This window comes from Parabacteroides sp. PH5-46 (assembly GCF_029892785.1).
In the GTDB taxonomy this organism is placed as follows: Bacteria; Bacteroidota; Bacteroidia; order Bacteroidales; family Tannerellaceae; genus DFXE01.
In genome coordinates, this window is the sequence record NZ_JARXXA010000026.1 from 1 (window position 1) to 25293 (window position 25293).

Annotated in this window: 30 protein-coding genes and 2 pseudogenes; 11 read left to right on the top strand and 21 right to left on the bottom strand. The window is 37.3% G+C overall.

From position 1 onward, the window contains the following. Positions 1-119: 119 nt before the first annotated feature. Positions 120-938 carry a DUF4421 family protein gene (locus M2470_RS17600; protein ID WP_280744847.1) on the top strand — a complete coding sequence of 273 codons (819 nt, stop codon included), beginning with the start codon at positions 120-122 and terminating at the stop codon, positions 936-938. An 11-nt stretch (positions 939-949) separates the two neighbouring features. Here the strand turns inward: M2470_RS17600 and M2470_RS17605 are convergent, their stop codons facing one another. After that, on the bottom strand, positions 950-1435 hold the full coding sequence (locus M2470_RS17605) for a YkgJ family cysteine cluster protein (RefSeq protein WP_280744841.1): 486 nt from the start codon (positions 1433-1435) through the stop codon (positions 950-952). A gap of 129 nt (positions 1436-1564) precedes the next feature. Here M2470_RS17605 and M2470_RS17610 point away from each other — a divergent pair, with 129 nt between their 5' ends. Beyond that, positions 1565-1852 (top strand): hypothetical protein, encoded by a 288-nt coding sequence (locus tag M2470_RS17610; protein WP_280744840.1) that lies wholly within the window; start codon positions 1565-1567, stop codon positions 1850-1852. On the opposite strand, the gene M2470_RS17615 is transcribed toward M2470_RS17610, so the two are convergent. The 18 genes and pseudogenes from M2470_RS17615 to M2470_RS17700 all read right to left on the bottom strand — a co-directional run bounded on the left by M2470_RS17615 (position 1853) and on the right by M2470_RS17700 (position 13968). After that, on the bottom strand, positions 1853-2683 hold the full coding sequence (locus M2470_RS17615; protein ID WP_280744839.1) for an endonuclease VIII: 831 nt from the start codon (positions 2681-2683) through the stop codon (positions 1853-1855). A gap of 21 nt (positions 2684-2704) precedes the next feature. Further along, positions 2705-3841: a GyrI-like domain-containing protein gene (locus M2470_RS17620; protein ID WP_280744838.1), complete on the bottom strand. Its 1137-nt coding sequence runs from the start codon at positions 3839-3841 to the stop codon at positions 2705-2707. A gap of 71 nt (positions 3842-3912) precedes the next feature. Then, positions 3913-4857 (bottom strand): AraC family transcriptional regulator, encoded by a 945-nt coding sequence (locus M2470_RS17625; protein ID WP_280744837.1) that lies wholly within the window; start codon positions 4855-4857, stop codon positions 3913-3915. Between the two features lie 89 nt (positions 4858-4946). Next, positions 4947-5129: a hypothetical protein gene (locus M2470_RS17630; protein WP_280744836.1), complete on the bottom strand. Its 183-nt coding sequence runs from the start codon at positions 5127-5129 to the stop codon at positions 4947-4949. Further along, on the bottom strand, positions 5126-5665 hold the full coding sequence (locus M2470_RS17635; protein ID WP_280744846.1) for a GNAT family N-acetyltransferase: 540 nt from the start codon (positions 5663-5665) through the stop codon (positions 5126-5128). Before M2470_RS17635 ends, M2470_RS17630 begins: the two co-directional genes overlap by 4 nt. Positions 5666-5839: 174 nt before the next feature. Beyond that, positions 5840-6259 (bottom strand): annotated as a pseudogene (locus M2470_RS17640) (AAA family ATPase); the annotation flags it as partial. Beyond that, on the bottom strand, positions 6198-6473 hold the full coding sequence (locus M2470_RS17645) for a zinc ribbon domain-containing protein (RefSeq protein ID WP_280744845.1): 276 nt from the start codon (positions 6471-6473) through the stop codon (positions 6198-6200). The pseudogene M2470_RS17640 and the gene M2470_RS17645, both read right to left, overlap by 62 nt. Positions 6474-6500: 27 nt before the next feature. Continuing rightward, positions 6501-6902: pseudogene (locus tag M2470_RS17650) on the bottom strand (pyridoxamine 5'-phosphate oxidase family protein); the annotation flags it as partial. Between the two features lie 8 nt (positions 6903-6910). Next, positions 6911-7303, bottom strand: a complete 393-nt coding sequence (locus M2470_RS17655; RefSeq protein ID WP_280744835.1) for a VOC family protein — start codon at positions 7301-7303, stop codon at positions 6911-6913. 39 nt (positions 7304-7342) lie between these two features. After that, positions 7343-7747, bottom strand: a complete 405-nt coding sequence (locus M2470_RS17660) for a VOC family protein (protein WP_280744834.1) — start codon at positions 7745-7747, stop codon at positions 7343-7345. A 59-nt stretch (positions 7748-7806) separates the two neighbouring features. Next, on the bottom strand, positions 7807-8565 hold the full coding sequence (locus M2470_RS17665) for a helix-turn-helix domain-containing protein (protein WP_280744833.1): 759 nt from the start codon (positions 8563-8565) through the stop codon (positions 7807-7809). A gap of 5 nt (positions 8566-8570) precedes the next feature. Continuing rightward, positions 8571-9170 (bottom strand): type 1 glutamine amidotransferase family protein, encoded by a 600-nt coding sequence (locus M2470_RS17670; protein ID WP_280744832.1) that lies wholly within the window; start codon positions 9168-9170, stop codon positions 8571-8573. Between the two features lie 218 nt (positions 9171-9388). Then, the gene (locus tag M2470_RS17675) at positions 9389-9982 is read right to left on the bottom strand and encodes a YdeI/OmpD-associated family protein (RefSeq protein ID WP_280744831.1); all 594 of its coding nucleotides are present in this window, start codon (positions 9980-9982) and stop codon (positions 9389-9391) included. Further along, a complete protein-coding gene (locus M2470_RS17680; RefSeq protein WP_280744830.1) occupies positions 9979-11115 on the bottom strand; it encodes a DNA alkylation repair protein in 1137 nt (378 codons plus the stop codon). Before M2470_RS17680 ends, M2470_RS17675 begins: the two co-directional genes overlap by 4 nt. 32 nt (positions 11116-11147) lie before the next feature. Continuing rightward, positions 11148-11702 carry a flavodoxin family protein gene (locus M2470_RS17685; RefSeq protein WP_280744829.1) on the bottom strand — a complete coding sequence of 185 codons (555 nt, stop codon included), beginning with the start codon at positions 11700-11702 and terminating at the stop codon, positions 11148-11150. An 87-nt stretch (positions 11703-11789) separates the two neighbouring features. Beyond that, positions 11790-12668 carry an AraC family transcriptional regulator gene (locus tag M2470_RS17690; protein ID WP_280744828.1) on the bottom strand — a complete coding sequence of 293 codons (879 nt, stop codon included), beginning with the start codon at positions 12666-12668 and terminating at the stop codon, positions 11790-11792. 102 nt (positions 12669-12770) lie between these two features. Then, positions 12771-13145 (bottom strand): MmcQ/YjbR family DNA-binding protein, encoded by a 375-nt coding sequence (locus M2470_RS17695; protein WP_280744827.1) that lies wholly within the window; start codon positions 13143-13145, stop codon positions 12771-12773. 25 nt (positions 13146-13170) lie between these two features. Beyond that, on the bottom strand, positions 13171-13968 hold the full coding sequence (locus M2470_RS17700) for a nitroreductase family protein (RefSeq protein WP_280744826.1): 798 nt from the start codon (positions 13966-13968) through the stop codon (positions 13171-13173). Positions 13969-15098: 1130 nt separating this feature from the next. On the opposite strand from M2470_RS17700, the gene M2470_RS17705 reads away from it, so the two are divergent. The 5 genes from M2470_RS17705 (at position 15099) to M2470_RS17725 (ending at position 20090) form a co-directional block, all read left to right on the top strand. Next, the gene (locus tag M2470_RS17705) at positions 15099-16331 is read left to right on the top strand and encodes a site-specific integrase (protein WP_280744825.1); all 1233 of its coding nucleotides are present in this window, start codon (positions 15099-15101) and stop codon (positions 16329-16331) included. A gap of 2 nt (positions 16332-16333) precedes the next feature. Then, positions 16334-16597: a helix-turn-helix domain-containing protein gene (locus M2470_RS17710; protein ID WP_280744824.1), complete on the top strand. Its 264-nt coding sequence runs from the start codon at positions 16334-16336 to the stop codon at positions 16595-16597. Between the two features lie 1184 nt (positions 16598-17781). Next, positions 17782-18984 carry a DNA translocase FtsK gene (locus tag M2470_RS17715; protein WP_280744823.1) on the top strand — a complete coding sequence of 401 codons (1203 nt, stop codon included), beginning with the start codon at positions 17782-17784 and terminating at the stop codon, positions 18982-18984. 76 nt (positions 18985-19060) lie between these two features. Then, the gene (locus tag M2470_RS17720) at positions 19061-19618 is read left to right on the top strand and encodes a hypothetical protein (protein WP_280744822.1); all 558 of its coding nucleotides are present in this window, start codon (positions 19061-19063) and stop codon (positions 19616-19618) included. Between the two features lies 1 nt (position 19619). Then, positions 19620-20090 carry a hypothetical protein gene (locus M2470_RS17725; protein WP_280744821.1) on the top strand — a complete coding sequence of 157 codons (471 nt, stop codon included), beginning with the start codon at positions 19620-19622 and terminating at the stop codon, positions 20088-20090. A 2-nt stretch (positions 20091-20092) separates the two neighbouring features. Here M2470_RS17725 and M2470_RS18440 read toward each other — a convergent pair whose 3' ends face one another. Then, entirely contained in the window at positions 20093-20647 is a 555-nt protein-coding gene (locus M2470_RS18440; protein ID WP_321738807.1) for a DUF6642 family protein, read from the bottom strand. Then, on the bottom strand, positions 20644-21558 hold the full coding sequence (locus tag M2470_RS17735) for a tyrosine-type recombinase/integrase (protein WP_280744819.1): 915 nt from the start codon (positions 21556-21558) through the stop codon (positions 20644-20646). The genes M2470_RS18440 and M2470_RS17735 overlap by 4 nt, the downstream gene beginning before the upstream one ends. A gap of 637 nt (positions 21559-22195) precedes the next feature. On the opposite strand from M2470_RS17735, the gene M2470_RS17740 reads away from it, so the two are divergent. The 4 genes from M2470_RS17740 to M2470_RS17755 all read left to right on the top strand — a co-directional run bounded on the left by M2470_RS17740 (position 22196) and on the right by M2470_RS17755 (position 25255). Further along, on the top strand, positions 22196-22783 hold the full coding sequence (locus M2470_RS17740; RefSeq protein WP_280746369.1) for a hypothetical protein: 588 nt from the start codon (positions 22196-22198) through the stop codon (positions 22781-22783). 20 nt (positions 22784-22803) lie between these two features. After that, on the top strand, positions 22804-23421 hold the full coding sequence (locus tag M2470_RS17745) for a hypothetical protein (protein ID WP_280746368.1): 618 nt from the start codon (positions 22804-22806) through the stop codon (positions 23419-23421). A 22-nt stretch (positions 23422-23443) separates the two neighbouring features. Further along, positions 23444-24595 (top strand): hypothetical protein, encoded by a 1152-nt coding sequence (locus tag M2470_RS17750; protein WP_280746367.1) that lies wholly within the window; start codon positions 23444-23446, stop codon positions 24593-24595. A gap of 315 nt (positions 24596-24910) precedes the next feature. After that, positions 24911-25255 (top strand): hypothetical protein, encoded by a 345-nt coding sequence (locus tag M2470_RS17755; protein ID WP_280746366.1) that lies wholly within the window; start codon positions 24911-24913, stop codon positions 25253-25255. The last annotated feature ends 38 nt before the right edge of the window (positions 25256-25293 follow it).

Genomic DNA, 25293 nt, shown 5'->3' on the forward strand with positions numbered 1-25293 from the left:
AAATACAAACAAAAAATTGCCTATATCATTTTACGGATACAGACAATTTTATTAAGTGAAAAACTTAAAGCCGCTTTTTAAGGGGTGACTATTTAGGACGGGAGTTTGCTTTTATTATTATAAATTCGCCTACCGAAGAGCTATCGTACATGCCTAATAACCCAATGAAACTGGGATTAGGCATTTCATGGAAAAATACAATCTTGAGCGTTGCAGGGGGATATGGATTTGATTTCATGAGGGACAAAAAGAAAGGTAAGACAGAATCTCTTGATTTGCAGTATCATCATTACGACAGGAAGTTCCTTTTCGATTTCTACGCGCAGCATTACAAAGGTTTTTACATGCAGAATGAAAACAAGCCGGGCAGCGAGATAGAGCTTTGTCCTGACCTCCTTTTCCAGCAGTTAGGGCTTAGTGCATATTACATCCTGAATAATAAACGTTTCTCCTACAAGGCAGCTTATGTACATAATGAAAAGCAGGTCAGATCGGCGGGCAGTATCTTATTAGGTGGAGGCATTTACTGGACACGAATTAAGTCTGACGGCTCCTTCTTTTTCGATGAAAGCAACAACCTGAGCAACTTTCAATTCGGCATAGATGCCGGCTATGCCTACAATTGGGTAATTAACAAAAGCTGGTTCATAAACGGTTCTATAACAGGAGGTATTCATTTCGGAAGCGAAAAGATTTCTACATTTGGAAAAGAGAAGCTAAGGGTCTATCCATCTGCCTTCCCTCGTTTGTCTGTTGTTTATGATCAGCAGAAATGGGCTTTGGCCTTTGCCTTTGTAGGCAATACTACTTTTCCTGCTTTTTATGAAGAAGACAATATCACACTCCTCAGCGGTATGTTCCGGCTTTCATATATCAGACGGATAGACGATTTTCCATTCCTTTCCAAAGTAATGAAGGGATTAAGATTAGAGAAATAAGGGGGGGGCTTTTACCATTCCTTTTTCAAGTTTTCCAATATCTGGAATACAGCAGGACAGGTTTCGGCATTCTTGATTGTTAGTGAATGTATCTGATAAAACTTTTTCCGGTCGGTATGTGGATACTCACGGCAGGCTCTCGGACGATCTTCATAGATGCTGCAATAATTGTCACTGCATAAGAACGGACAGGGCATTTCCTTAAACACATAATCATTGTCCTCATCTACACGGAGATATTGGGATATTACTTCCCGAGGCTTCAAACGAAGGGCTGCTCCGATTCGTTCGATATCCCGGTCGGTCAGGCGGGGACCTAAAGAACGGCAGCAATTCGCACACTCCAGGCAATTTATATCGTCAAAAGCTTCTTCATGCAAAGCATGTATGGTATCATCTAATTCACGCATCCGGTTCTTCTTGACAGACTTGAAAAACCGGATGGTTTCCTGTTCTACTTTACGCGCTTTTTCAGGTAAAGAATGTATATCAATCATTTATTTCGATTAAACTATTTTTGATCAGACAAAAATACATATTATTTTTAATGCACTGAATGATATTTTAACAAACCATTTCTTCATTAGATTGTTATTAATTTAAGTAAGAACTAAATAGCAAAAGCAATGGAAAATTTATTAAAAAGATTACAAGACGAAGCCGGACTGACAGAAGAGCAAGCTTCAAACGCACTCAAAGTAGTTGTGGATTTTATGGATAAAGAAGGCCTGGACATCGACTGGGATAAGTTCTTGAGCGGGAAATACGAAAAATTCAAAGAACAATCTCAAACCTTTTTTGACTCTCTTGCTAAGAAAACCAAAGAATACACCAATACTTTCAGCGATAAGACAGAAGACCTCATCACAGATGCCAAACGCAAAATCCGTGATATCGCCGACGATTTGGACTAATTAGTCTATCCTCTGACACGTCGGGCAATAATAAACCGACCCTCCCAGATAGGCCTCTTTTATGATGGCGGTACCGCAGCAAGGGCAACCATTCTTCCATGTTTTAGCAGACAAGATGGTTTGATAGTCGCCGTTATTACCGTAAAGATCTGTCTGCGTATCCCGTCCGCCCTCAAAAGTCATTTCCTGTAACGTGTCTTTCAAGGAATTGAATAAGGTTTCTTTCTGTTGGTTGGACAATGCCAATACCTTTTGTTTTGGGTTGATGCGGGCATTGAACAGAATATCCTGCGTTACACCATTGCCAACACCGGGGATGCGTTGTTCGGTGGCAAGAAGAGCTTTGGCTGAAAGTGTTTTCTTTGCTTCTGAGAAAAGCTTTTCGAATCGTTCCGGCGTATATTCATTGCTCAACGGAGAGATGCTTTCTTTGCTTAGGTTATAGTATTTATTGTCGATAATACCATCGGGATAGGCATTGATAAAGCCATACATAGCAACGGTAAAGACAAGGAAAGATTCATCATCAAACGTCAGTAGTAGCTGATAGTTGGCAGGTATTTTACTACCCGGCTCATAGTACCGGGCATTTACACCGTCTCCAATATTGATTGTTACCTGGCCCGACAAGAGGAAATCGACAAACATACCATAGCCTTGCGAGGATAGTATGGTTTTGCCAGCAAGCAGTTTACCGTACTCCAACGGATCGCTGTTGTAGAAGGTGAACTTATGCGGCTTGGTGGCATTGAATACTTGCGTGATTGTTTTTCCTTTCAGCGTGTCGTTCGCCTGCTTGCTGAGGGTGATTACTTCGGGGAGTTCTAACATAATGGCATAATTATTTTAATGTTATTTGCTTTTATCTATGGATATATAAATCTCTGTAACTAATTCCTCCTCTCCCACTTCATCGGGAGTATTCAGGTAAACCTCGAAAGAAAGCGGATGTTTCTGGGTGTACCGGCTATGAGGGAGCCATTGCTCATGGATTGTTTTGTACAAGTCCGGCAATTGGGAGTAGCTGCCTTGGTGTGTAAAGACGGCATACATACCGCCGGAAATTTCTTGTAAAGTAAATTTACCTTCCGGCAATGTATATTCATCTGTTATAAAACCAATATACAAGCGGCGTAAATCGGGCGACGTAATCTGTGGATTATCCTGACTGACACTTATAAAGTAGTTGCTTATGGCCTTTACCAAATGTTTCTCTTTATAGTGTTTCAGTTGATCCCAGATAGTCTGATAGGTATGGACGTTTCTGAAAGCGCCATTCACATCCAGACAGATGGTATTCAGGCTATTGATTCGACGGATCTCGGGTTTAGGCAGATTGCCCGGCATCTCCGATGTATTTACCGATTGGTATTTCGTTCGATAGCTTGACATGGAAATACCAAAGTGCTTCTTAAATGCCTTTGCCAAACTGAACTTCGTTGCATAATTCGTTTGCTGTTGTATGTCGCTGATAGACTGATTCGTTGCAATCAACAGATGAGCAACGTACTCCAGTCGCAAGCGTTGAATGTATGTGCCAATATTCTCTCCGGTGGTATTCCGGAATACTTTCCGGAAGTGGAAGAAAGAAAGATTTGCCATGACGGCCAGTTGCTCAGGATCAAGACCAGAGAAAAGGTTCTTATCTATATGCGCTTTAACCCGGTTGACCGCTTTATGATGAAGACTTTCGGTTTCCTCCTTTTGCCGCCAACGCTTTAATGTGGGAAGTCGTTTATTCAGTAAGGTTCTTAATTCCTGCGGAGTATAGTTTGTATTAGAATACCAGTTGTATTTATCGGTGTACTTCACCCAGATATCCACCATTTCGCTCATGGGAATATCAACCGTGTAACCACCGTCTTTCAGACAATAAAAGCAATACTCGTCGCTAAGAGAATGATCGGAATTCGTTCCCAGATATTCTTCTACATCGAAACGGAGAGGCATTCCGCAACTCTGACAGTATTGTTTATCAGCACGATTCATATAGCAAATATACAATGCCTATTTCGGATATAATTGTCCAAAATAGGCATCTTTTCCGTTTTGTATTAAACTTACAAGGGCTTCACCGGGATACAGATATCAACGATGAATCTATGCTCAGGATGTGCACTGTAGTCATTATGATAGTATTCGCAAGTAGGGCTGTTGACAGGCTGATAACCGCTTTCGGTCAACCAGGCACACATCGTATTCCATGCCTCCTCAAACTCTGTTTCCTTTATTTCGAAGCGACCAACGGCATACTTACCGGCAGGAAGTGTTGATTTACTAATTTCACCCTCTACTTTTATTTCGCCTTTTACAATGATACTTGCATCTTGACGTACTTTCTCAACGGCTGTTATTGCAGGGTCGTCCCGATAAACAGTTATCGTTTTTGTTTCCGGTGTTACCAGTCCGCGAGGAATTGCCCAACGAAAGAGTTTTTCGTATGCCTCACCTATCTTATTGAACGCCCCTGTATGGCGACAGTAAATCAGATTTAACTCCGGCATTTGCTTAACTTCAATTTTTGTGTCCATAATGATTAATTGATTAAATTCGACACTGCAAAGTTGAGCATTTACTCGTTGTGGGTGTTTGCCAATCTTGCTGACGGCTTTGCAATTCTTGCCATAGCGAATACCATCCTTTAAATAGATAGCTTTTTCTTGCTCTCTAAATTCTTTAGGAGTCAAGCCGAAATAAGTTTTGAACGTCCGACTGAATGAAGATACATTTGCAAAACCACACTGAAAAGCAATGTCGCCTACCAAAGCGTTGGTATCGACAAATAATAATAATGCCGCCTTTTCGAGTCTTATACGAGAAACAAATTCGTTAGGAGTTTCGCCCACGATATAGGTGAAAATCCGATGGAAATGATAGGGGGAAAATGATGCTATCTCTGCCATTACTCCTAAGTCTATCTGTTTGTTCAGATTCTGTTCGATATAGTCCATCACCCGGTTGATACGTGCACGGTATTCTATGCGGCTATTTTCTTGTATATTCATAGTCTGCAAAAGTAGTCGGAATGAAGGAAACGGGATGTTCTATTCTTGCTAAGTTTGCTCAGAAAGCGCCCGCTGCAACAGGCTTTTCACTACACTTTCAACTGATACTTATCTTTCAATACTTGCTTTTCGCTTTCCTCCAATGAACGAATATATCCCTTCCATCCGGGACAAAAGTTGATGTGCCAACGCCAGAAGCGCCCGATTATCGACTTCGGATCTTTATCGTACTTTGCTCTTATAGGGCATTTTTCACAATTATGTTGTGTCATAGTATATTATTTAAAACAGCTTTCCTGTAATCTCCGTCTTTCTTTTTCATAAATCCATTACTTAATAGTGCCTTTATGGAGAAAGTGTTTTCTTCAGAAGGGTCTGCCGCTATTTCGCGCCCGCCTAAAACAATAATTCTTTCTTCTAACTGCTGAATAACGATTTTGCTGATACCTTTATTCAGATACTCCTCTTCTCCAATCAGATAACCGATTTCATAGGTATGGTTTTTCTCTGTTACGTCTCCATACAATCCTTCGAAATCATGTCCTTCTTCTTCCAAATCTTTCAGAAAGAAGCAGTCAGCATAAAGGCAATAGCCTATTTTACGGTCGTTATGACAGACAACAAAGTGTGTCAGGAAATTGTACTTGCCGTCTTTGTTAGCCACTTCTTCCAGCCAGGATTTCCTTTGTTCTTCTCCGTCAGGACACAATCTTTCGTAAATATAGTCTTTATTGAGCCATTCTTCAAATAGAGGTATATCTTCTTTAAGTAAAGGCTTTAATGTAATATTGCTTTTGCCAATTGCCATACATTCTATTCTTTTTACTGCATCTCTTATTTCTTTTTTCAATTCATAGAAGCTTTCTTCTATTGATTTATTTGCTGTATCAATCACAATTCGAGTTGTTTCCCATGCATGATACTCCCTACTTTGGATTTCATTCCATGTAGGGAGTTTTAAGCCTTCCACTTCGGTGCGCCGATTTTCAGCTCGTCTTTTATGCTCTTCCTTGTCCGAACAGATTACTTCAATATTAATATACCGGCTATTGCTTCGTGTTGCCACTTCCTCCCATTCCCTGCGGGTAATATCTATCGGATTGCATGAATCGGCAACCACATTATGTCCTAAGTCCAGATTGTTGCTTGCTATGCGGTAAGCCAAACGATATCCTTCGCCTTGTACATCGTGGTTACATAAATCTCGCAATGCTTGTTCTATGGTGTCGATTCGCAGATAGACAGCATTGTACTTCCTGGCAATAAGTTTTGCCAGACTTGATTTTCCCGAAGCAGGCAATCCCGACAGAATAAACAGTATGGGGTTTGGAACCTCCATTTCAATCCTTCTTCCAACGTTTGAGGGATGATAGAAACTCGCGCAAGATTGGGCGTGCTTCATCTGGAGTAAAGTTGTTTCCTGTTTCTTTGTTCCAATGATCGAGGTATTTCAGGTTGGTTTCCAGCATTTCGTCCATTGTTACGTCCCGGGTAAATGTGCCGTTCTGATAACAATAGTGACAATACTCCTGATTAGGTGTTCCATCGGCGTTCGTACCGAACTCTTCGGCGGTTCTCATGTTCATACCGCAGCTTTGACAAATTGGGTCGTTCATATTCTCTTCTTTATTTACCATAAAACTTATTGAGTTGAAATTACTGTAATAGCGGCCGGATTCGGCCGTAAATCTTAATAGTATAAAATCTCCACCATCCACTCCGCCTTTGTAATAGATGGAGAAGTCGTCTTTCCAAATAGCCTTTTTGGTGTCTGCATCATCCACAACCTCCATTGTGCCTTTCAGCATCACTCCCTCGAAAGACTCTTTGTCGTAAAAGTAAATACAGGCTTTCGGGTTGTTTCGGTATTGTTTGATTCGTACAGACAGGCTATTGGTATGCCAATAGAATGTTTGGATACCCTCCTGTTTGACAGGTGCCAACATCGCCTTTGTGTTTGGATAGCCATCCTCATCAACAGAACTTATAAAGCTAACGTTCTGTTTTCGAATCATTTGTTCGATTGCGTCTGTAAGACTTTTCATTATTCTGATTATTTAAGTGGGGTAAACAATTCTATCAGGTTCTCTTCCGGGTCGTACAAGTGGACAACGCGCATTCCCCAGCCGGGCATATCCATGGGTTCATTAATGAATTTAATCCCTTTTGTTGAAAGTGCCTGATAGCTTTCGTCCACATTATCAACCTCAAAAGAAACCATTGACTTTTCGCGATAACCTATGGGTTGCGTCTTGTCGGCGTTACCAATAGCGGGAGCCATATAGTCTGATGTGAATATAGCAAGCCCTTCTACTCCGTCGGCTACTTTGAAGCTACCATAACATTCTTCAACATCCCAAGCTGCTTCCAGGCCAAGTTGTTGGGTATAAAAATCGAAACATTTCCGATAGTCTTTAACTAATAGTCTTACGTTATTGAATTTCATAATTGTTTTATTTTTAATTTATAATACTCTTTTTTTAACTTAATCTGCTGTATCTTCCGTTATAGTCAGAATATGTCCGTTATTATCAAAGATAGCGAATTCGTCTGCTCCATAGAATGTTTTATGCATTTCTTTGGCGAGATACTTTGTTCCCTGAAGTTTTTCGTATAGCGTTTGCATACCTTTCATCTTTACATAAAAGGTCATAGCACCCAATACCGGACGACTGGCTAATTGCGGATATTCTTCGGTCAGGTTACCCATTTCCTGAAACATAAGCGTTGCTCCGCCATTGGCAACCATTGCCCATTGCAAACCTCCGGTTGGGGCGGGAACACTCATAATCAGATTAAAACCTAATGTTTCGGTATAGAACTGTACTGTTTCATCAACGTTCTTTACGCCAATATTGGGGGATAGAGTTTGATATTCCATTGTTTTCATCTTTTTAAGTACAAAAATACAATACCTCTTTGATGTATTTCGTGTAAAAAACCGACATTCTACACTGCGTATTCCGACGGAGAGAAACTTCCCAATCGCTGAAACTCTTTATTCATGTGCGAATGATCGTGATAACCACAGGCAATAGCTATTTCGTACATGCTTTCATCCGGGTGAGCTTCCATGTACCTGCGGACAAACCGGAAGCGCATAATGTTACTGAATGCCTTGGGAGATATACCGATGGTTGTTTTGAATTTACGTTCAAATTGCCGTTCCGACAGACAGACCTCTCCGGCTATTTTCCAGACAGATAAGTGCCCATTATTGCTTTGAATAAGAGAAACAGCATGCTTGATTTGCCGGTCCGGCAGATATAACTTGTGCATACGCGCCAGAAAATACGTATTGATATACACTATACGTTCCTGCATGCACTCCATATCGGGTAATCGCTCATAGAAACTTTTATCAAACAGCGTTTCGGCAAGCGGGAGTTCTATATTTTGGTTGGTAATCCCGGAGACAGGCATACGGGTAAATGCGGTAATCCCTGCCGGAGCAAAACGGATTCCCATCATTTGCACCCGCCCCGGCTGATAAGAGATTTCCAACAAAGAAGTCATCGTACCGACGAGCTTAGGCAAGCCGGTTGGGTGTTGTTTTGTATTATTGTTGCTTCCGAAATCAAAGATAATATCCACACAACCGTCGGGGAGAATCCTCTGCGTGACCGAGTCTTCAATCACCCCATCAGCAACCCAATAGGTTTCTATCAAACGCTGTAAGCGTAGGTCGGGTGGATATTCTTTATACATAAATCTTATTCAGGCAAGAATCCATTTTTGTAATATTGGTAACTCTCTTCTATAATTTCAGGGGTATCCGCATCTAATACATACAGGATTTCACGGCAGAAATCCAATGGAGCTGTTCCGTTGGCAGTAACAATGTTGCCGTCTCTTACAGCTTGTTTGTTTATATAGTTGGCTTCACCGGTATATTTTTCTCCGGCATATTGTTTCAGATAATCTAACCCGTTGCTTGTATGCTTCACGTTGTTGAGAATACCATTTGCTCCGAGAAATACTGAAGCATTGCATATTCCGGCAACTAACTTATTCTCTTTAACTGCTTTCTCTACAAGCGGAACAATTTGCGCTGCTTCGGGCGAGAACCAATGCATACCACCAATCAATACCAGTCCGGCATAGTCGGTTGGTATATCGTTCAGACCATAATCGGGCAACACTTTGAATCCGCCTATCGACATAACAGGGTCTTTGGTTATCGACATTGTTTTTGCGGCGTATTTGATTGGGCCTCCAGGTTTAACACCTATATTCAGACAGGTAGAGATATAAGCTCCTTCCCAGTCGGCAAACTCATTTAAGAGTACGAAAATTACTTCTTTTTTGTTCATTGTGTATTTAATAAATTACTATTTCTAAAATATACTGCAGGAAATTGTTGGCTGACGGCCGTCGGCCAATTGGTTGATAATTGTCGGCTAGTTGGCTGACAGCTGTCGGTTAATTGGCTGATAGCTGTCGACCAACAATTTCCTGCGGTACAAAAATATAAACTCTGCCGATTAAATCTCAAATTATACAGCATTTAACTTGACTTATGTTGTATAAATCAATAGTATTTTTCAATTCCCCCAAAACCTGTTATTGTTTTGTTCTCTTTTGTTTTACCTATAAAGTTATTTAACCGCTTTTCAAATTCTTCGGGTCGTTTCCTGGCGGCTTCAATATATGCTATGCGGATACGCTTATATGTGTCAGAAAAGTATTGATAGTTTCTCCATGCTGTTTTATCTTCTTTCAATCTGTCGATTATATCATTTGGAAAAACAAAAGGGACAGACAAGACATTCCGTATTTTATCCTCAAACTTTGGGTGTATCATTTTGTTTTCCAACAACCAGTTAAGTCTTTCTTTGTTGGCTTGCGAGTATGTACTTTTAGGGTTTCTGGGGGTGAAACGCTGAATCCGATGTTCTTCGTCAAGCGGTTTTATCGTGCTGTCAATCCACTCAAAACAAAGGGCTTCTTCAACCGCGTCGTTATACGTGATACTTTTTTTGCCCGACAACTTCTGAGGAAATACAAACCAAACCTCATTGGTTGTCTCAAAGTTGTCTGTCAGCCACTTTCGCCAATCTTTTCTGTCTTCAAAGTATTTTATTTCTACTGATGGTTGTCGTTGGTTGTTGGCTGTGTTTCTCATTCTATCAGTTCAAAATCATGTTTCTCAAACTCATTTCCGTTGATTATAACTGCAACCTGATGAAGTCCGGGATGAAGTTTTCGGGTGGTTACTATCTTGAAAGAGTGTTTGCGGGTGATGCGTGTGGTTGAATTTGCGGCGTAGTCTTTTTCACTGATTTTACAGACTTTCTTCGATAGCGTGCCGTTCGCCTTTTGATAATACAAGCCGTATTCAAGTCTTATTTTAGTTCCCTTATTGCTATTATTCAACAGGTTGAAACTAAACTCCAATGAGTGCCCGATTTTCACTTGAGGTGTTGCAATCTGAAAGTTCTCAATCTGTATATTCTTGGCAGAACCCAAGCCGAATAGCTCCATCACCTCCGAATTACCTTGTTTGAGGAGTGTCCGGCAGCCGTGTTTAATAATCCAATCTACTTCTTCCGACTCCCCCTGCCATCTTTTCACTAAATCAATCACCACTTCGGGGTTGTCTTTTGCAATATCATTCAGGTTGTTGGCAACACTCAGCCGTACAAATCTTGCCGGGTCGTTTTTAAGATTTTCCAATATAGGAATGATAGGTGCAGGATTTGCTTTCAAACTCGGCAAAGTCATAGCCCAGGGAAGGCGCGGGCGGCAACCTTCTGATGCAAGCCGCCTTACTCCCCAATGTTCGTGCTTCGACCAAACGAGCATTTGCGCCATCATTGCGTCGGGATATTTGACTATAAGCGAATGAGTAACAAATTCACAGCTTGTGAACTGGGTGATTCTCTCTATCGCTTTGACAGAAGTTTCATAATCGTCCAGTCCGTATTGTTCTACGTAATTATCCAGAATCGCCCCATACTCTAACAGTAAACCAAACTTCGTATCATCTATCTTGGAGCAATGCGGATATCTGGCTTCTATACAATCTAGCAGTTCGAGTATTTTAGCGATTGCATCTTTATAATCTGCCGGCAAAAACCTTTTGAGTACTGTTGTGATGTGCGCAACACGTTGTTTGAGTTCTCTGTTTTCCCATTCCTTGTCCATTACCTGAGACACAAATGCATGAGCATCAAAATCGGGAATGACGAGCTTTAAGTCTTTCGTGAGTAGGTCGAAGAATTGCTCGTTGTACATGTTTTTAAAGGGTTCTGCCATACTTATCTTTTATTCCCGGCAAAGATAGTGACTTACAATGTAAACCCAAGTTCTTTGGCTGATTTAAGATAGTCTTGTCCTTTTGTGTTTATATCGCCTTTGTCATAGACTCCGGGAACGAGTAATTGCCCACGGTCTTTCCAAGTTAAGTATGAGGCTATCTTTTCATATGTTTTGGCCATGCCTTCAAAATCGGTGAGGTCTGATGTTTCTCCGCAGGCGAGTAAAACTGTTTCTTTTATTTTTAGTGGTTCAGGGCTTGAATTGAAGGAATAGAGCCGGTCTATAACGCCCTTTATCTGTGCCGGGAAAGAGAAATAATATAGTGGCGAACTGAATACCAGCGTATCGGCTTGTGCAATCAGGGGCGCTACTTCATCAAAATCATCTTTTACCGCACATGCTGTTCCACGGGTAAAGCATTTGTCGCAGGCTATACAGCCTCTGACTTTCTTACGACCGCTATCGAAACGTTCGACTGTATGCCCTGCCTGTAAGGCTCCTTCGATAAAAGCTTCTGCCAATAAATCACTATTGCCGTTCTTTCTCGGGCTTCCTGTAATGACTAAAATTCTTTTCTTTTCCATACGTTTATCTTTGATAGTTTGTTTGATGCAAAATTAAGGCATATCCTATCCATAAGATTTGCTATATGGCTCAAAGTTTTGTTCTATTCAGTCCAATCTGATAGGTTGGCGATATTCGGTTGGTGATTGGCCATAATATTCTTTAAAGATACGTGAAAAATGAGACATATTTTCGAAGCCCATGGAATAGCCTATTTCATTGACAGGTATTGCGGTGTTCTGAATCATTTCCTTGGCCTTCTCCAGTCGTTTCTCTTTTATCCATCGGGCAGGAGGCATATTGTAGAGTAACTGAAAGTCGCGCTTGAAACTGGAAAGGCTGCGTCCGGAAAGATAGGCCAGCTCGGGCAGAGTGACGGGTGTGGCATAGTATTGTTCTACTACTTTTCGGATATCCATACGTGCCGGCTGCCTGAATTGAAGCAACTGAATGAACATATTTTTATTGGATAGGGATATGTCATACAATAGTTCCATTATTTTGAGACGGAGCAGTCCGGGGTCTACCGATGTGGGGCATTTGAAATAAGGGTCGAGAGAGCGGCCAAAGGCAATCAAACATTCATCCATCGGGTAAACCGATGTTTTTATTTCTTCTTCCGTGCGGGGAATCTTTACGTTTGCCATAGTGAGAAACTCTTTTATCAGGTCATCTTTCAGGCAGAACATTATGCATTCGGATATATTATCATTGTCCGGGTCGCCGGTCTTTTCATACTTCACCGAGGTGGCCTTCTTCAATAAAATCATTTCGTTCTTATTCACCGTATACGTCTGTTTGCCGTAGTGCATAATAAACTGTCCCTCAAGTACGAGGAATAAGAGATGCTCTTCAAGAAACATGGTTCCCGTTCCGTTTAGCGTATGAACACAGGATTCGATAACGGAGCAACCGTCTAATAACAGCGTACTTTGGCAGGCGGTGTCACAGATTAATGCGGTGGGGACTTTTATGTATTTCTTCATACTTTGCAGAGGATTGCTTTATTCATGCAAAGATAGATGATTTTATTCGTGATTAATGTTCTTTTTGGCTCACGTTGTTTTTCTTTTTGGTTCTTTACTGTGTTATTCCGGAGGCGATGGGTTGTTTTCCAGATATTCCGATTGTACTTTCTTGGGGAGCTTTTTTAGTACTTCTTTTATTGAGTGACGAATCCAATGTTTTACGGTTTCGTCGTTCATATCGCTGTTAAGCGTGATGCTGTTCCAGAATTTCTTGTTAAAATGCCAGGCTGGTTCTACGCTATTATAGCGTTCCCGTAGGTCGATAGCTTCCGAAGGGTCACATTTCACTGTTATTTTCAATTCCGGGTCGTTCAATGGGATTATAGCAAACCATTTGTCGAATATCCTGAAAATAAGATATTCATCTTCAAACGGCATATATTCCGTTGCTTCTTTCAGCGAAAGACAATATTCTCTTAATTCTTCTATATTCATCTTGGTATTATTGTAATAAAAAGGCCTATTCTATTATCCATGAAGTTACGTATTCTACATCATTAGAGGAGGATACATCGGGCATTCTTTCAAAATGCCCTTTTAAGTGTACTTCATTGCAAGTAAGTTCGAAATGGCAGAGGGCAATCCCTATATCATTTGCAGAGAATCGTCCTGCATGGTAGTAAAAGTGGAAAGCGTTATCTTTCATCACAACACGCCAGGGTTGTTTATTGCTTGCTGATGGAGCGAGCCGCAGCATTTCCAGAGGAGTTTTATAGTCTCCGGCATCTATTTCTGTTAAAGGGTTTTCAAAAGTGCTATTAAAAAACAGTGAACCGAAAGGTTTGCGTTTGTCACTTCCTGCTCCTGCTCTCATTATGGATTCCAATAGTGTCTTTTTTTCTCTTTTATACCCGACAGGAGAAATAACAATCAGTTCTTCATTGTCGGAAAGTTGAATTTGTTTCAGAAAATCATCTCGTTTCAATGTGCCACCAAGCCAGCAGGTTCCAAGTTCTAATTCAGTGCAGTAAAGAACTACTTGTTCAAACATATAACCTGCTCCAACTTCAGACATTAAGCCTTTTTCAGCAATAAGAAGTAAAAAGTCTGTCGCACCGCTCATTACTCCATAAGTTCCGAGTTTGACAGGTTGGTCGCCTGTCTTTGCCCTGATTAACTGTATTCTTGCTTTTGTCCCGAAAGGAGGATTCAGTTGTCCTATATAGTCGTTTATACTATCGACATGTTCTTCGCTTAAGGGCTTTCCGGTGTAACTGCGCACAGATTTGCGCTCTTTTATCTGTTTTATAATAGACATATTATAAACTTTCAATTACTTAATCTACAAACTTACAATTTCTTTGGGATACATAATAATATCATCATGTAAAATAAAACATAAGCCAATAATGACCAACTCAAGCCACTGAGACTTCATGCTTAAAATTATTTTATTTTTTATTCATATTTGCTGGCATAACGAAATAAATCGGGTAAATCTGTAGCATTTGCGTTACGTTTCATCCCAGTAGCCAATTTGATGTTATAAACTTCACAAGCTTCTATCGGGTTGATGTTCAATAATAGTGCATGACGGAAAAGGTAAAAATGAACTCCACAGCCTTCACTTTGACAAATTGACCTGTAAACTATTTTTTATCTTTGTATGAGGAGATTAAGCCAATTCGTGAAGCAAACCGTATCCTGTGAAAGTAATCGCATCACACTTTTATACAGACAGTTCCTTACTGGCCTGGTAACTGTGAAGAATGGGATGTAAACGGCATACGTCTCATCATCTGCAATCAAAAGAAAAAAGAGATTAATGAAATAGCGACATATATCGCCAAGCTAACTAGGTCTGTGCTTCTGGCGCAGATATAAAGAATCACCTAGCACAGATAATGGGTGACATCGGTACCCTAGTTTCACTTGCACTTTCCTTTAGAAAAATAAAAAATGATTTTCTGATAGATAATACCTCTTTTTAATGGTTCAAAATTAAGGAAATGAAACGAGTTTGCAGGTATGCAATATTCAAAAAACAAACACATAAAATTCTATTTTGCTTGCTTTTTTCGTCGAAATAAAAAGCCGATGAATGATCAAAGAGGAATGTTCTATAAATGGACATTTTTTGCCATTTTCACGGAGTTGCCATAACAAGAAAAAAACAAAACAATCTATGTTTCTGCGATTTGCTTCGTTTTGTTACTCTTCTTTAGTGGTGCCACCAGTTCTAAAATAGTTTTCCTCTATTTTCTATTATTTTTTTTCGATAATAATTTGGTTATTGATTCTCAATTTGTTACAAAGGTAACGCTGGTTTGCTTTTTTCATTTACATTTTTTATTTTCACTAACAAGGGGTGGTAAATGTTTTACCTATGTTTTACCCACCTAACGATTGGAGATTATTATGGAAGTATATAACGTAGCAAAAAAAATTATGAACGCAGTAAAATTTAAAGTTGTAATTAGATTGGATAAATTATCAAAATCCACAAATGAAGTTCCTGTTTGTTTAAGAGTAACTAAAAGCAGGAAATCAACGTACAAAACAATAGCCCATGTAAACCCTGAATACTGGGATGAGAAAAGACAATGTGTAAAAAAGCAACACCCAAATGCAGACGATTTGAATATGCAAATTACCAATCGTAAGGCGGCAATAGAACGGGAAGTTTATCTTCTGGGGTTGACAGACAATTCGGTTAATACATCCACTATACGGAATAAAATTAATAATAGAACATCTTTTGATTTGTTTGAGTATGCAGATAAATATCTCACACAATTAGAAGAGAGAGGACAATATGCCACATATAAAAAGACAAAATCGGTTATATGGAAGCTACGCAATTATGTGCAATCTGAAACATTGCCGATAGGAAGAATAAATGCCGAATTTATCAAGCAATACGAGAACTACTTGTTAAACCAGTTAGGTAATAATAGGAATACGGTTACTGTAAATATGAAAGCCATAGCAAAATTGCTACGTGATATTTACCAGAATTATGATTTGAACGAAGCCGATTTCCCATTCAAGAAGTTCAAATTTAAGCGAGAGCAGACCTTACGAACTTTTTTAGATATAGAAGAAGTTAGAAAAATTTCCAAGATGAGGCTAAGGCTAAAGAGTTCGTTGTATGACGCTAAAGATATCTTTTTGTTTGAATGTTATTCAGGCATACGTATTTCTGACATTCTTACTTTAAAATGGAAAAATGTTACTGATTCAGAAATAAATATATGTATGAGAAAAACAAAGAAGACCTTTTCTATACCGCAAACAGATGTAGTTAAGGCTATTTTAGATAAAAAAAGAGAAGTGCTGAATGAAGTAGGTAAGCCAATCCTACCTGATAGTTATGTTTTTAATATTCTGAAAGTGGATGTGGAGAAAGTTTCAGCACAAGATGCGTTAAACGCAATTAGTTCGGCAACGGCAATAATTAATAAACAACTCAAACAAATAGCAAAAAAAGCTGGAATCAATAAAGCATTATCCACTCATGTTGGACGACACACGTTCGGAACCCTATTGGTTTCAAAGGATATAAATATAATGGTAATAAGAGATTTACTCGGACACAGTGATGTTAGAGTAACTCAAATTTATGCAAAAGTGGTATCAGACAAAAAACAAGAAGCTATTAATTCATTAAACAGTTTATAAATATGGATACATCTAATTTATTTTTAAATTCAACAGCCGTTGCTTGTATATTACAAGTAAGCAAACGAACATTATATAACTACCGTACAGAGAGGAGACTCAACTGTTATATAATTAGTCGAAAAAACGTTCTATATAGGGCAGAAGACGTGGTGAATTTTATCAAAGAAAACTCTTACAGTTCTTATATGCGTGACAGGGCAGAGAAACTTATAGAACAGTATTTGGTAAAAACTTATAATCAAAAAGGTATAGATTTAGAATAATGCATTTTTTACTATAAGATTTAAGGAGCGTTATTCGGTAGCGTTCCTTTTTTTGTAACCGATGTAGGAATATGACTGTTGGAGTAAACTGACAAAAATATATACGGATAATAATTTTAGTTATCAGGTAGAACAGTCTGTGAAGATAGTTCTACCTATTTTTATATCCAAACAGGTAATAAACCCGTACAACCCTTTTTTTCAATCCAAAAAACATGAGTATTTCTACCTGTATGAATAGTTATTTTCTACATCTACAAAAACATAAAGATAATCCCCTGTACAAGGAGTAATAATATAAATAATCAATAACAGGGTAGTAGTACTACCCTTGAGAAAACACCCTAAATAGGCGGTTATAAATAAAACATACAAATAAAAATTTCGCGGAAGTGCGGAATGAATAAAATGTGTACTATTATAGTAGTAACCATAACAAGTAATACATACATGAGTGTACAAACTTTTATATGTACGGATTCTCCCTATTACCCATACAAACCTATGCGTTGGGTAAGGTGGATAGATGTCACAAAGATAGACTGCGTAGATACAGATAGCCTGTGATAGATATGTGTGGGACAAATAGCGTAGGGATGTGTCCGGCGGAGAAAACTAACAACTGTGTACATGAGCAGTTATCCGTGTGGTAGAAAGTAAGCGTGCGGGACAGTGTGTCTCTCCTATATACAGGGGACACCAACACCAGCGTAATTTTAAATTCCCTGTGCGTGGAGTTTTATTTTTAGACGGGCGTGGATTAGATTTTTCCCACGGAATTTTTCTTACTGGCGTAGCGTGGCAAAGCTGCTCATGAATGTTGCTCCGCACAGAAGGGGGTACCCCTTAAATGGATTTTATGTACGGGTGTGGCTGGGGTAGTACACATAGGTTAGAACGAATTTTGCAAGAACCAGCCTTTTTTATTGCCTTGTACTATTATAGCTTTTTATTAACTTTGTACAAACGATTAAAATAAAGAGATACGAAACAGAAATATTAATATCTACATATTGATTAAAAGCATTAGCTTTTATTCTTGCTATTGAAAATCGGCAAAATTTGAAGTAGTCATCAAGAGTAAAGAGTTAGTGCCTGCGTTTTATAGCGTGGGCTTTACTCATTTGATGACAAGGTGTTTTGCCGATACCCCAATAGCAGATGTAGTTTAGTCCACGTATTTTATGGCAAATATAGATAGAATATTGAATTTACATCAATCTTATTCGCTAATGAAGATTGGTGCATTAAACAAACAAATGCTGATTGCTCAATATGCCCAATGTGAGCAAATAGGCGATTTACAAAAAGAGATTGAACATAGCAATAGTGTTTCAAGAAAGATTTTAGAAAATCAACTAAGAGAAATCAAGCATAGAGAAACATTAAAATACTACAAATCATTGGCATATAATATGAGTGAAGCCACTTGTGCCATTGCTGAGGAACAATCAATCACTCTTCAAATTTTTTTGATGAAATTATTTGAAGACGTTATATCTGCAAATATTAAAGAAGCCAAAGAGAATTTAGAAGATATTTCCGATAAAAATTTTTGTAGGAGTATTGAATGCAAGATTAAGGAACTTAAAAGTAGAAGTCAAGAAAATTTGAGCAAATACGAAAATAGCGATTTCCCATTTTTAATCTCTACTGAAATTGATTATGTGGAAAAGAATACTAAATTCAAGAGACAAGAAGTAATAGAACTGGAAGCCTACAAGAAAAAACAATTTACCTATAATATAAAGCCCTATAAGAACCGTACACGTGGAAATTGGATAAAATTTTTAGGAACACTATTTGTCCTATCACTAATTCTAATCATAATGGTTCTTTTTGAAGAGCCCGCAGCGGCATCAGGGTTATTTATATTATTTGTTTTACCAATTAGTCTTTTTCTGTTCCCTCTTATTTATAAGGAGATAAGATGGCAAAGGCAATATCCTTTGTATTTGCTAAATATGGAGAAGGAAAAGAATGAAAACGAATCAATCATAACTGAATTGGAAGAACGCAGAAAAGAATTAGAGCATCACCCTTATATAGGATACAAAAGAGAATTGTCTAACAAGTATCAAAATTGGCAGGAATTAACAGAGCTTATATATTCATATTTACCAAACGATGGTAAAAATTCACAAAACGACAGCAAAAGCACTAAAGAACCATACAAAGACCCATTGTTGTTTGATGCAGCAAATTATATTGTAATACAACAGCAAGTTTCCATACCACTAATTCAAAGGAAATTTTTAATCGGACATAATCGTGCAAGTAATATAATAAAAGAGTTAGTAAACTTGGGAGTGATTCATAAGCAAAAAGGTATTGTACTAATCCATGATGAATATACACTACAAGTTTTGTTTAATAAGCAAGAGTAAATCCTACGTTCTGTAACTCCATTTATCAAACGTTAAATGATGATAATTAGAAACTAACATAAAAATATCTGATGACATGAAAACTTTAAAACAATCAATTTATTTAATTCCTATCTGTTTAATTCTCCTTTCTTCTTGTTCAGGAGAAACAGTTGGGGTAGAGAAAGAAAAAGAAGAAACTACAGAATTAAAATTTCATGCTGATCTTATTGGTTTGTGGGAAAGTGATGTCTTTAATTGGAATAATAAACCCGGTGGCAGTAAAAGCACTACCCAATATATGCAACAGAAGCTTAAAGTAACCATGCTTATTAGCAATACGGAAATTGCCATATCTAAAGAATACGGTAGTAGGATGGTTTATGATGATGAGGGTATAGGTGAAATCAGGTCCTATGGAGAAGATTCAACAAACGTGTTTACAAAATCAGACTGGACTATCAGCACTATTTCTCAGAAATGTGAACTTGTGGAAGTGAACTATCCCTATTATACAATTAAAATCGTATTAGGCCAGAACCTCGGGAAAAATATGGTATTTAAGTTTATTCCAGAAAAGGGAACTATTGAGTGGGAAGCCTATTTGTCTGATGGAGACCTCGACAAAGTAGAAACGATGAAAAAGGTAAATTAGCATGAGAATAATAATTTTATTGTTGTTAATTGCTGCTAATATATCAGCACAAGATACAGGCATACCCAACAGTCAATTAAAGTCGCCACTTCCTGATGCTGTTTATAATTTAGTGAATGATACTTCGAGGTGGTCTGGAAATATACTAAAGGAAAAACCTCTACAACCAGGCGAAAAAGTCCATGCAGATAATGTCGGCAAGTTGATGTTCAAGACAAATGTTTATGTGAATGAGGCATTGAAAGGTTGCAAAAGAGGAACTCCTCTTACTCCTTTGACTGGGTTATATTATTTATATTCTCCGGTAGATAAAAAGGTGATTCCTGTTGAAATACAATACAGGGAACATGACAATGGGAGTCTTACCGTTCAAGGTATTTATTATCCATCAAGGAAAACTCCGATAACTAATGATGTGCAAACTATGTTTTGGTTGTTAAAAGCAAGGGATGAAACAGAAAGAAGGAAATGATTTCAGGCTATTACAAACCGGAGCTTTTCCACCAATGCCGGAAACCTCTCCGAAATAATCACTTTTAATTTGTTCCGGGAATACTGCTTTTGGAGAGTTTCAAAATAGAGCAATTCAAAAGCAGTACTGGCAATATACTCTACATTCCTTTCATAACCGGAGATACAGGAACAACCGGTACGGGTAATAAAGTCAGATATATTTTTCTCGGAGGTACGCAAAGTTGAACAACTTCCAAAATGTACGATTTTGCCTTTTAATTTGCCCTCTAACGTGTTAGCTATTTCTTTTAGTGTTACATACTCATTGCCGAAATAAACGCGGTTTTTGCGCCCGTGAAATGCTATATACAAAACTGTATAATTAGCATACCGTTTTTGTGCGAATGTTTGTAACCCTTTTAGAAAGTCCTCTTTATTGAAACATTTCCGATAAATATATTTCACCCGGGAAAAAGTATGGAGTAAATCCAATATGGGTTTTATACTTTGCTTACTTCGTGGGTTCCTATTCCAGTTACCCTCTAAGCAGTAAATATATTTTTCACGGTTTTTCATAGTGTAATATCATTAAATACATTGTAGTATCTTGGCAAGTCCTGTTCCCGAATTACTTCATCGTTATACACTTCCAGCATTTGTATGCTGCGGTGGCGGCTGTATTTTGATACCGTAAGCAATTCTCCCTTATATGATTTTATCAGTTTAGTAATAAAAAAATGACGGAAACCGTGGGTGCTTCCGTCAATCTCTAAGGTTTTAAAAACCTGTTTTATTATCTCCCTGATGGATTTCGTTGTTAGCCGCTCTCCACAGGAGTTGTTACTTTTACTTCGGAATAACGCTCCCTCTCGGTATCGGTATTTCTTTAGATATTCCCGAAGCATTTTTACAGTTGTAGGATGCAAATGAATTACTTCTTTATCATCTCTCCCTTTACCGATGATATAAGCGGTTTTATTTTTCAGGTCTATATCGGTAACATTTAAACGGACAATCTCTATTTGCCGTAAACCTTGAAAAATAAGAAGTGCCAAAATTGATTTTAACCGGAGATTCGTTTCGGTTAGTTCTAAAGTGGAACAGTAGTTTTGTAGTTTCAATATAGCCTCATCATTCAGGCCATCTTTTTTGTGTAGCTTACTTTGTGAGAAACCTTTTATGTTATCCGTAATTTTTACCGGTATAAGTTGTAAACGGTACAATCCATTTAAAAACACTTTGGATGCTATCAAATACTTATTTTTAGTTGCAACACTAAATGTGTCGATATTGCCTAAAAAACGTTTATACTCTAAATAAGTATTACAATTAATACCGTACACCTCGGTAAACTTCATAAAATGCCTGATTCGTACACTATACTCTTTCCGTGTACCCTCAGAAACATCTAAAACATCAAACACTTGCTTTTTAAGTAGTTCCAGTTTGTTCTGCTGGATTAAATTTACGCTAACATTGTTATCCATACCATTAATCTTTTTATTGTTACCGTAAATATACTAATTATTTCCTACATTTGCAATATAAATAACTGATAGTGAGGTTTTTATAAAATGACTAAATGTTTTACCAATGTTTTACCGAGCAAAAAGAAAAAACGCTGTAACTTTCTTTGTTACAACGTTTTATTTTCTTTTAAAAGTGGTGCCACCAGAAAGAGAACCTTAACCGCATCTCTATTGATAGTCAATCTTTTATATTTTCTTAAATTCGGAATCCCACACGATTTAGCACACGATTATTTTTCATCGTTCTGCTCGCTATTTGCATGATTTCGTTTGTAAAGGTAGTGTTTTTTTAGAAATGTAGTATAATTCAGGGAATTGAATTGTCATTATTAAGCGATAGGTTATAATTGGGTAACTACTTAACAGCTTTACTTAGCTTTATTTCTTACCATTTCAAATATCTCGTTTACATAGGTAACACATTTTCGCATAGAGAGAAGTATTCGGTCACTTATGAGAAATTTCGGGATTTTAACTAGACAGCAGTGAAAATATATAAGAAAACATATAAATATTGAGAGATATTTCTTACCTTTGTCCCGATTTTATTAAGTTATTGATAATCAACTGGTATATGAATTGAAAGTTAATACACATGGCTAAAGAGACAAACGGGAACACTGATATAGATAATCAGGCTTCATCGAAAGATGAGGGAATGATAAATAAAAAAACAAGAAAAAATGTTATATTATATGCGTGCCTATGCCCAGTTGTGATTTCTTTTACTATTTGTATTATATTTGTAAAAGGGAACTTTTACAGCCAGATGAAGCCCGAATTGGAGAAGCTTAATAAGAGAATAGAAGTTGTTGAGGAAACAAACAATATAGACTCATTGTCTAGTGTATTGTATGAAAGATTTCTCATAGATAGAAGAACTACAAATGTAAATGTTGGAATTAGTGCATTATTAAAAGGTAATGATATTACAATATATAGTGATGCAAATATTTCTAAAGAGAGCAATTTGAAAAATGGAGATATCCTCTACCTGACAAATCATCCAAATACATTTAAACCCACCATTGAGGTTAAAGTTAACATTGTCGATAGGCTGGGGAATGAAAGTGCCGCCGATTTGTTTGTTAGTCCAGAGGCGGCTGATATTTTAGGAATCAAAGAAGAAATGCGTCCATTGGGCATTTTCAAAATGAGTATTCGAGAAATAAATAAAAGATAAAGTTATATAATTATTGGGAAATGGAGAACCAGAAACTTCAAAAATTGAAGAATTATTATCGGGATATATCCCAATTGGCCAAAGATAAAAGTCCTAATCGTTTCCAAAACGACGACAGAGCTCACAATGCTGTTGTTATGCAAGTTATATTTGAGCAGGCTACGACAGTAAAAATGTATTGCGGCGAATTTTCTATATTCAGAAAAGAATTTAAAAAGAAAGTTGAAAAAGATTACGACGTAGAGGGTGGCGACTGCCCGATGAATAATCTATACAAACGTTTGGAATCTTTTTTAAAAAAAGAAGATACCTCTTTAGAGGTTATTGTAGAGAATCCTGACATTTTTTTCTGGCAGGATCTCTATTCATTAGAAAAAATTCGTCCATTTGTGGGTTTGGGGAAAATAAAATTTTATACGTTTAAAGACGATTTCTCTAATTTTAATAATACATATCACTTTACTGTAGGTGATGATCGTATGTACCGTAGAGAAAGTGATGAGGTAACCCACAACGCTATCTGCTGTTTTAACAATCCAGAAGGAGCAAAAATACTTAAAACTCGTTTTGAACAATTGAAGGAAAATGTTGTGCTGTTAACTAATAAAACACCTCTACCATACCAAACGAATAATTAAAAGATTCTAATCCCCTCATTATATGATTGATCCGACTGTACTTGGTCAGAGTCAGACTTTTTTTGGCGTACTGACCACTTTGGTTGTGTTGTGTGCTGTTTTTTGCGATTCTAATTTTTTGAATAATATAATAGAAGGACTCAAATCGGATATGAAGGCGCGCAGTATGAATAATCTCAATAGTTGTAGAGAAGAGTTCTTTCAGGATATAAAAAATACAAAGGAAAAGGCTCATGGTTATAAAAAAATACTTGCGGGCTGGGGAAGTACTGATAATAAAGATATAGTAGCCGACGCTATAGATAAGTTTGAACTTGAAAACATTTTATTGGAGAATGATGTGATAAATACAGAAAAAGAGATTGATACTATTTTTGAATCAAACACAAATATGAGTGAGCAAATTTTTACTCCATTATACGTTTTTATATTCTGTTTAGTTGTCTTTCTTTGCGATGAAAGTATATCATTATTGGGGAGTTATCAGAATTGGATGCCTACTTTTCTTTATATTTTTGTAACCTTTTCATTCGCTTTGTGCTTTCTGCTATGGTTTTTTTATATGGAAAGATCTAAAGCGGATAATATCCTGAATATAAAAAAAGAAGATAAAATTCATTTGAGAAGTAATTCTCCAATCAAGGTTGCCCTTTTTGATGGAGTAACCTTTTTGTTATTATTTAGTGCTTTGATAGCGATATATGCTACATTTTCTCTCCATTTCAATTTAACCGAACATGTTTATGCAGTATCCGTTTTCGTGTTTTCATTTATTAGCGTGCTGCTGATTTCATTTACAAAGATAAAATCATATGTAAAGACACATAAGGAATATACAAGGATGTTCATTTTTAGACATTTCATATTTCTGTTAGTCGCATCTGTTTTTTTTACCTTTCTCATAGCAGTTATTTACTATCTAAATATAGCTCCAATTTATCCATCTTTTTTTACAGAATCTGTTCTGTTGAAAAATTTGTTGATTGTTTTTGCGCTATTAAATGGAATAATACTACCCTTTATATTGCAAATAATCAGTTACTCTCGACATAAAAAATACATTGATACTAAAATAGAGGCAATAAAAAATCGTGTCGATCAAAGTAAAGAAACGCTAGCCAATGATCTCAACGCAGAGTTGGAAGCGATAGTTCAACAAAAAGGTAAGGAGTGACTATAGTTATAAAAGAAAACATCCACCAACTTCACGGCATCTTCCCCAAATATTCTGTATCCCCATTATGCCTATAAGACTTTTTATCGAACTGAATATTTCGATAAAACCGTTTTAAATCTTATTTCATGGAATCCCTTGATAAATAATTTATAAGTTGTGTTACAAAAGTGCGAAAAATGATGATTATAGAAACTAATTTTCACACTGGACTTCATCCAATAGCTCAATATTATCTTGTAAACAAGTACGAAAATAGTATGTTTTTGTTCTGTCTATAAAATGAAAAGTCAGGATATTATACCTTTGCAAAATATGGATACATTCTATAATACAAGAAGTTTACCTTTCGCTCAAAAAATAGAGTTACTAAAAGAGTGCAGAAATATTTGTCAAACTTGGTGGGTTGACAAGCTTGATTGTTCTATCTCATTTGCAAGACAACGGATTGATATAAGTTTTGAAGAAATAATGGAGAAATTTAGCGACTCAGCTCATTTCGTAGTTATTGATAGAAAATTTCACCCATTAGATGAAGTTAAACATTTTGAAATAGGATTCTCTGCGATGACTTCGCCCATAGATTATTTCTTGTTTATATGGGTTGAAGATGAAAAAATGCCTGAAATTCTTAGAAAATACAATATGAATCTAATGTAGTATAAGCTTAAATTTAAAGGGATTGCTTGTATATACCA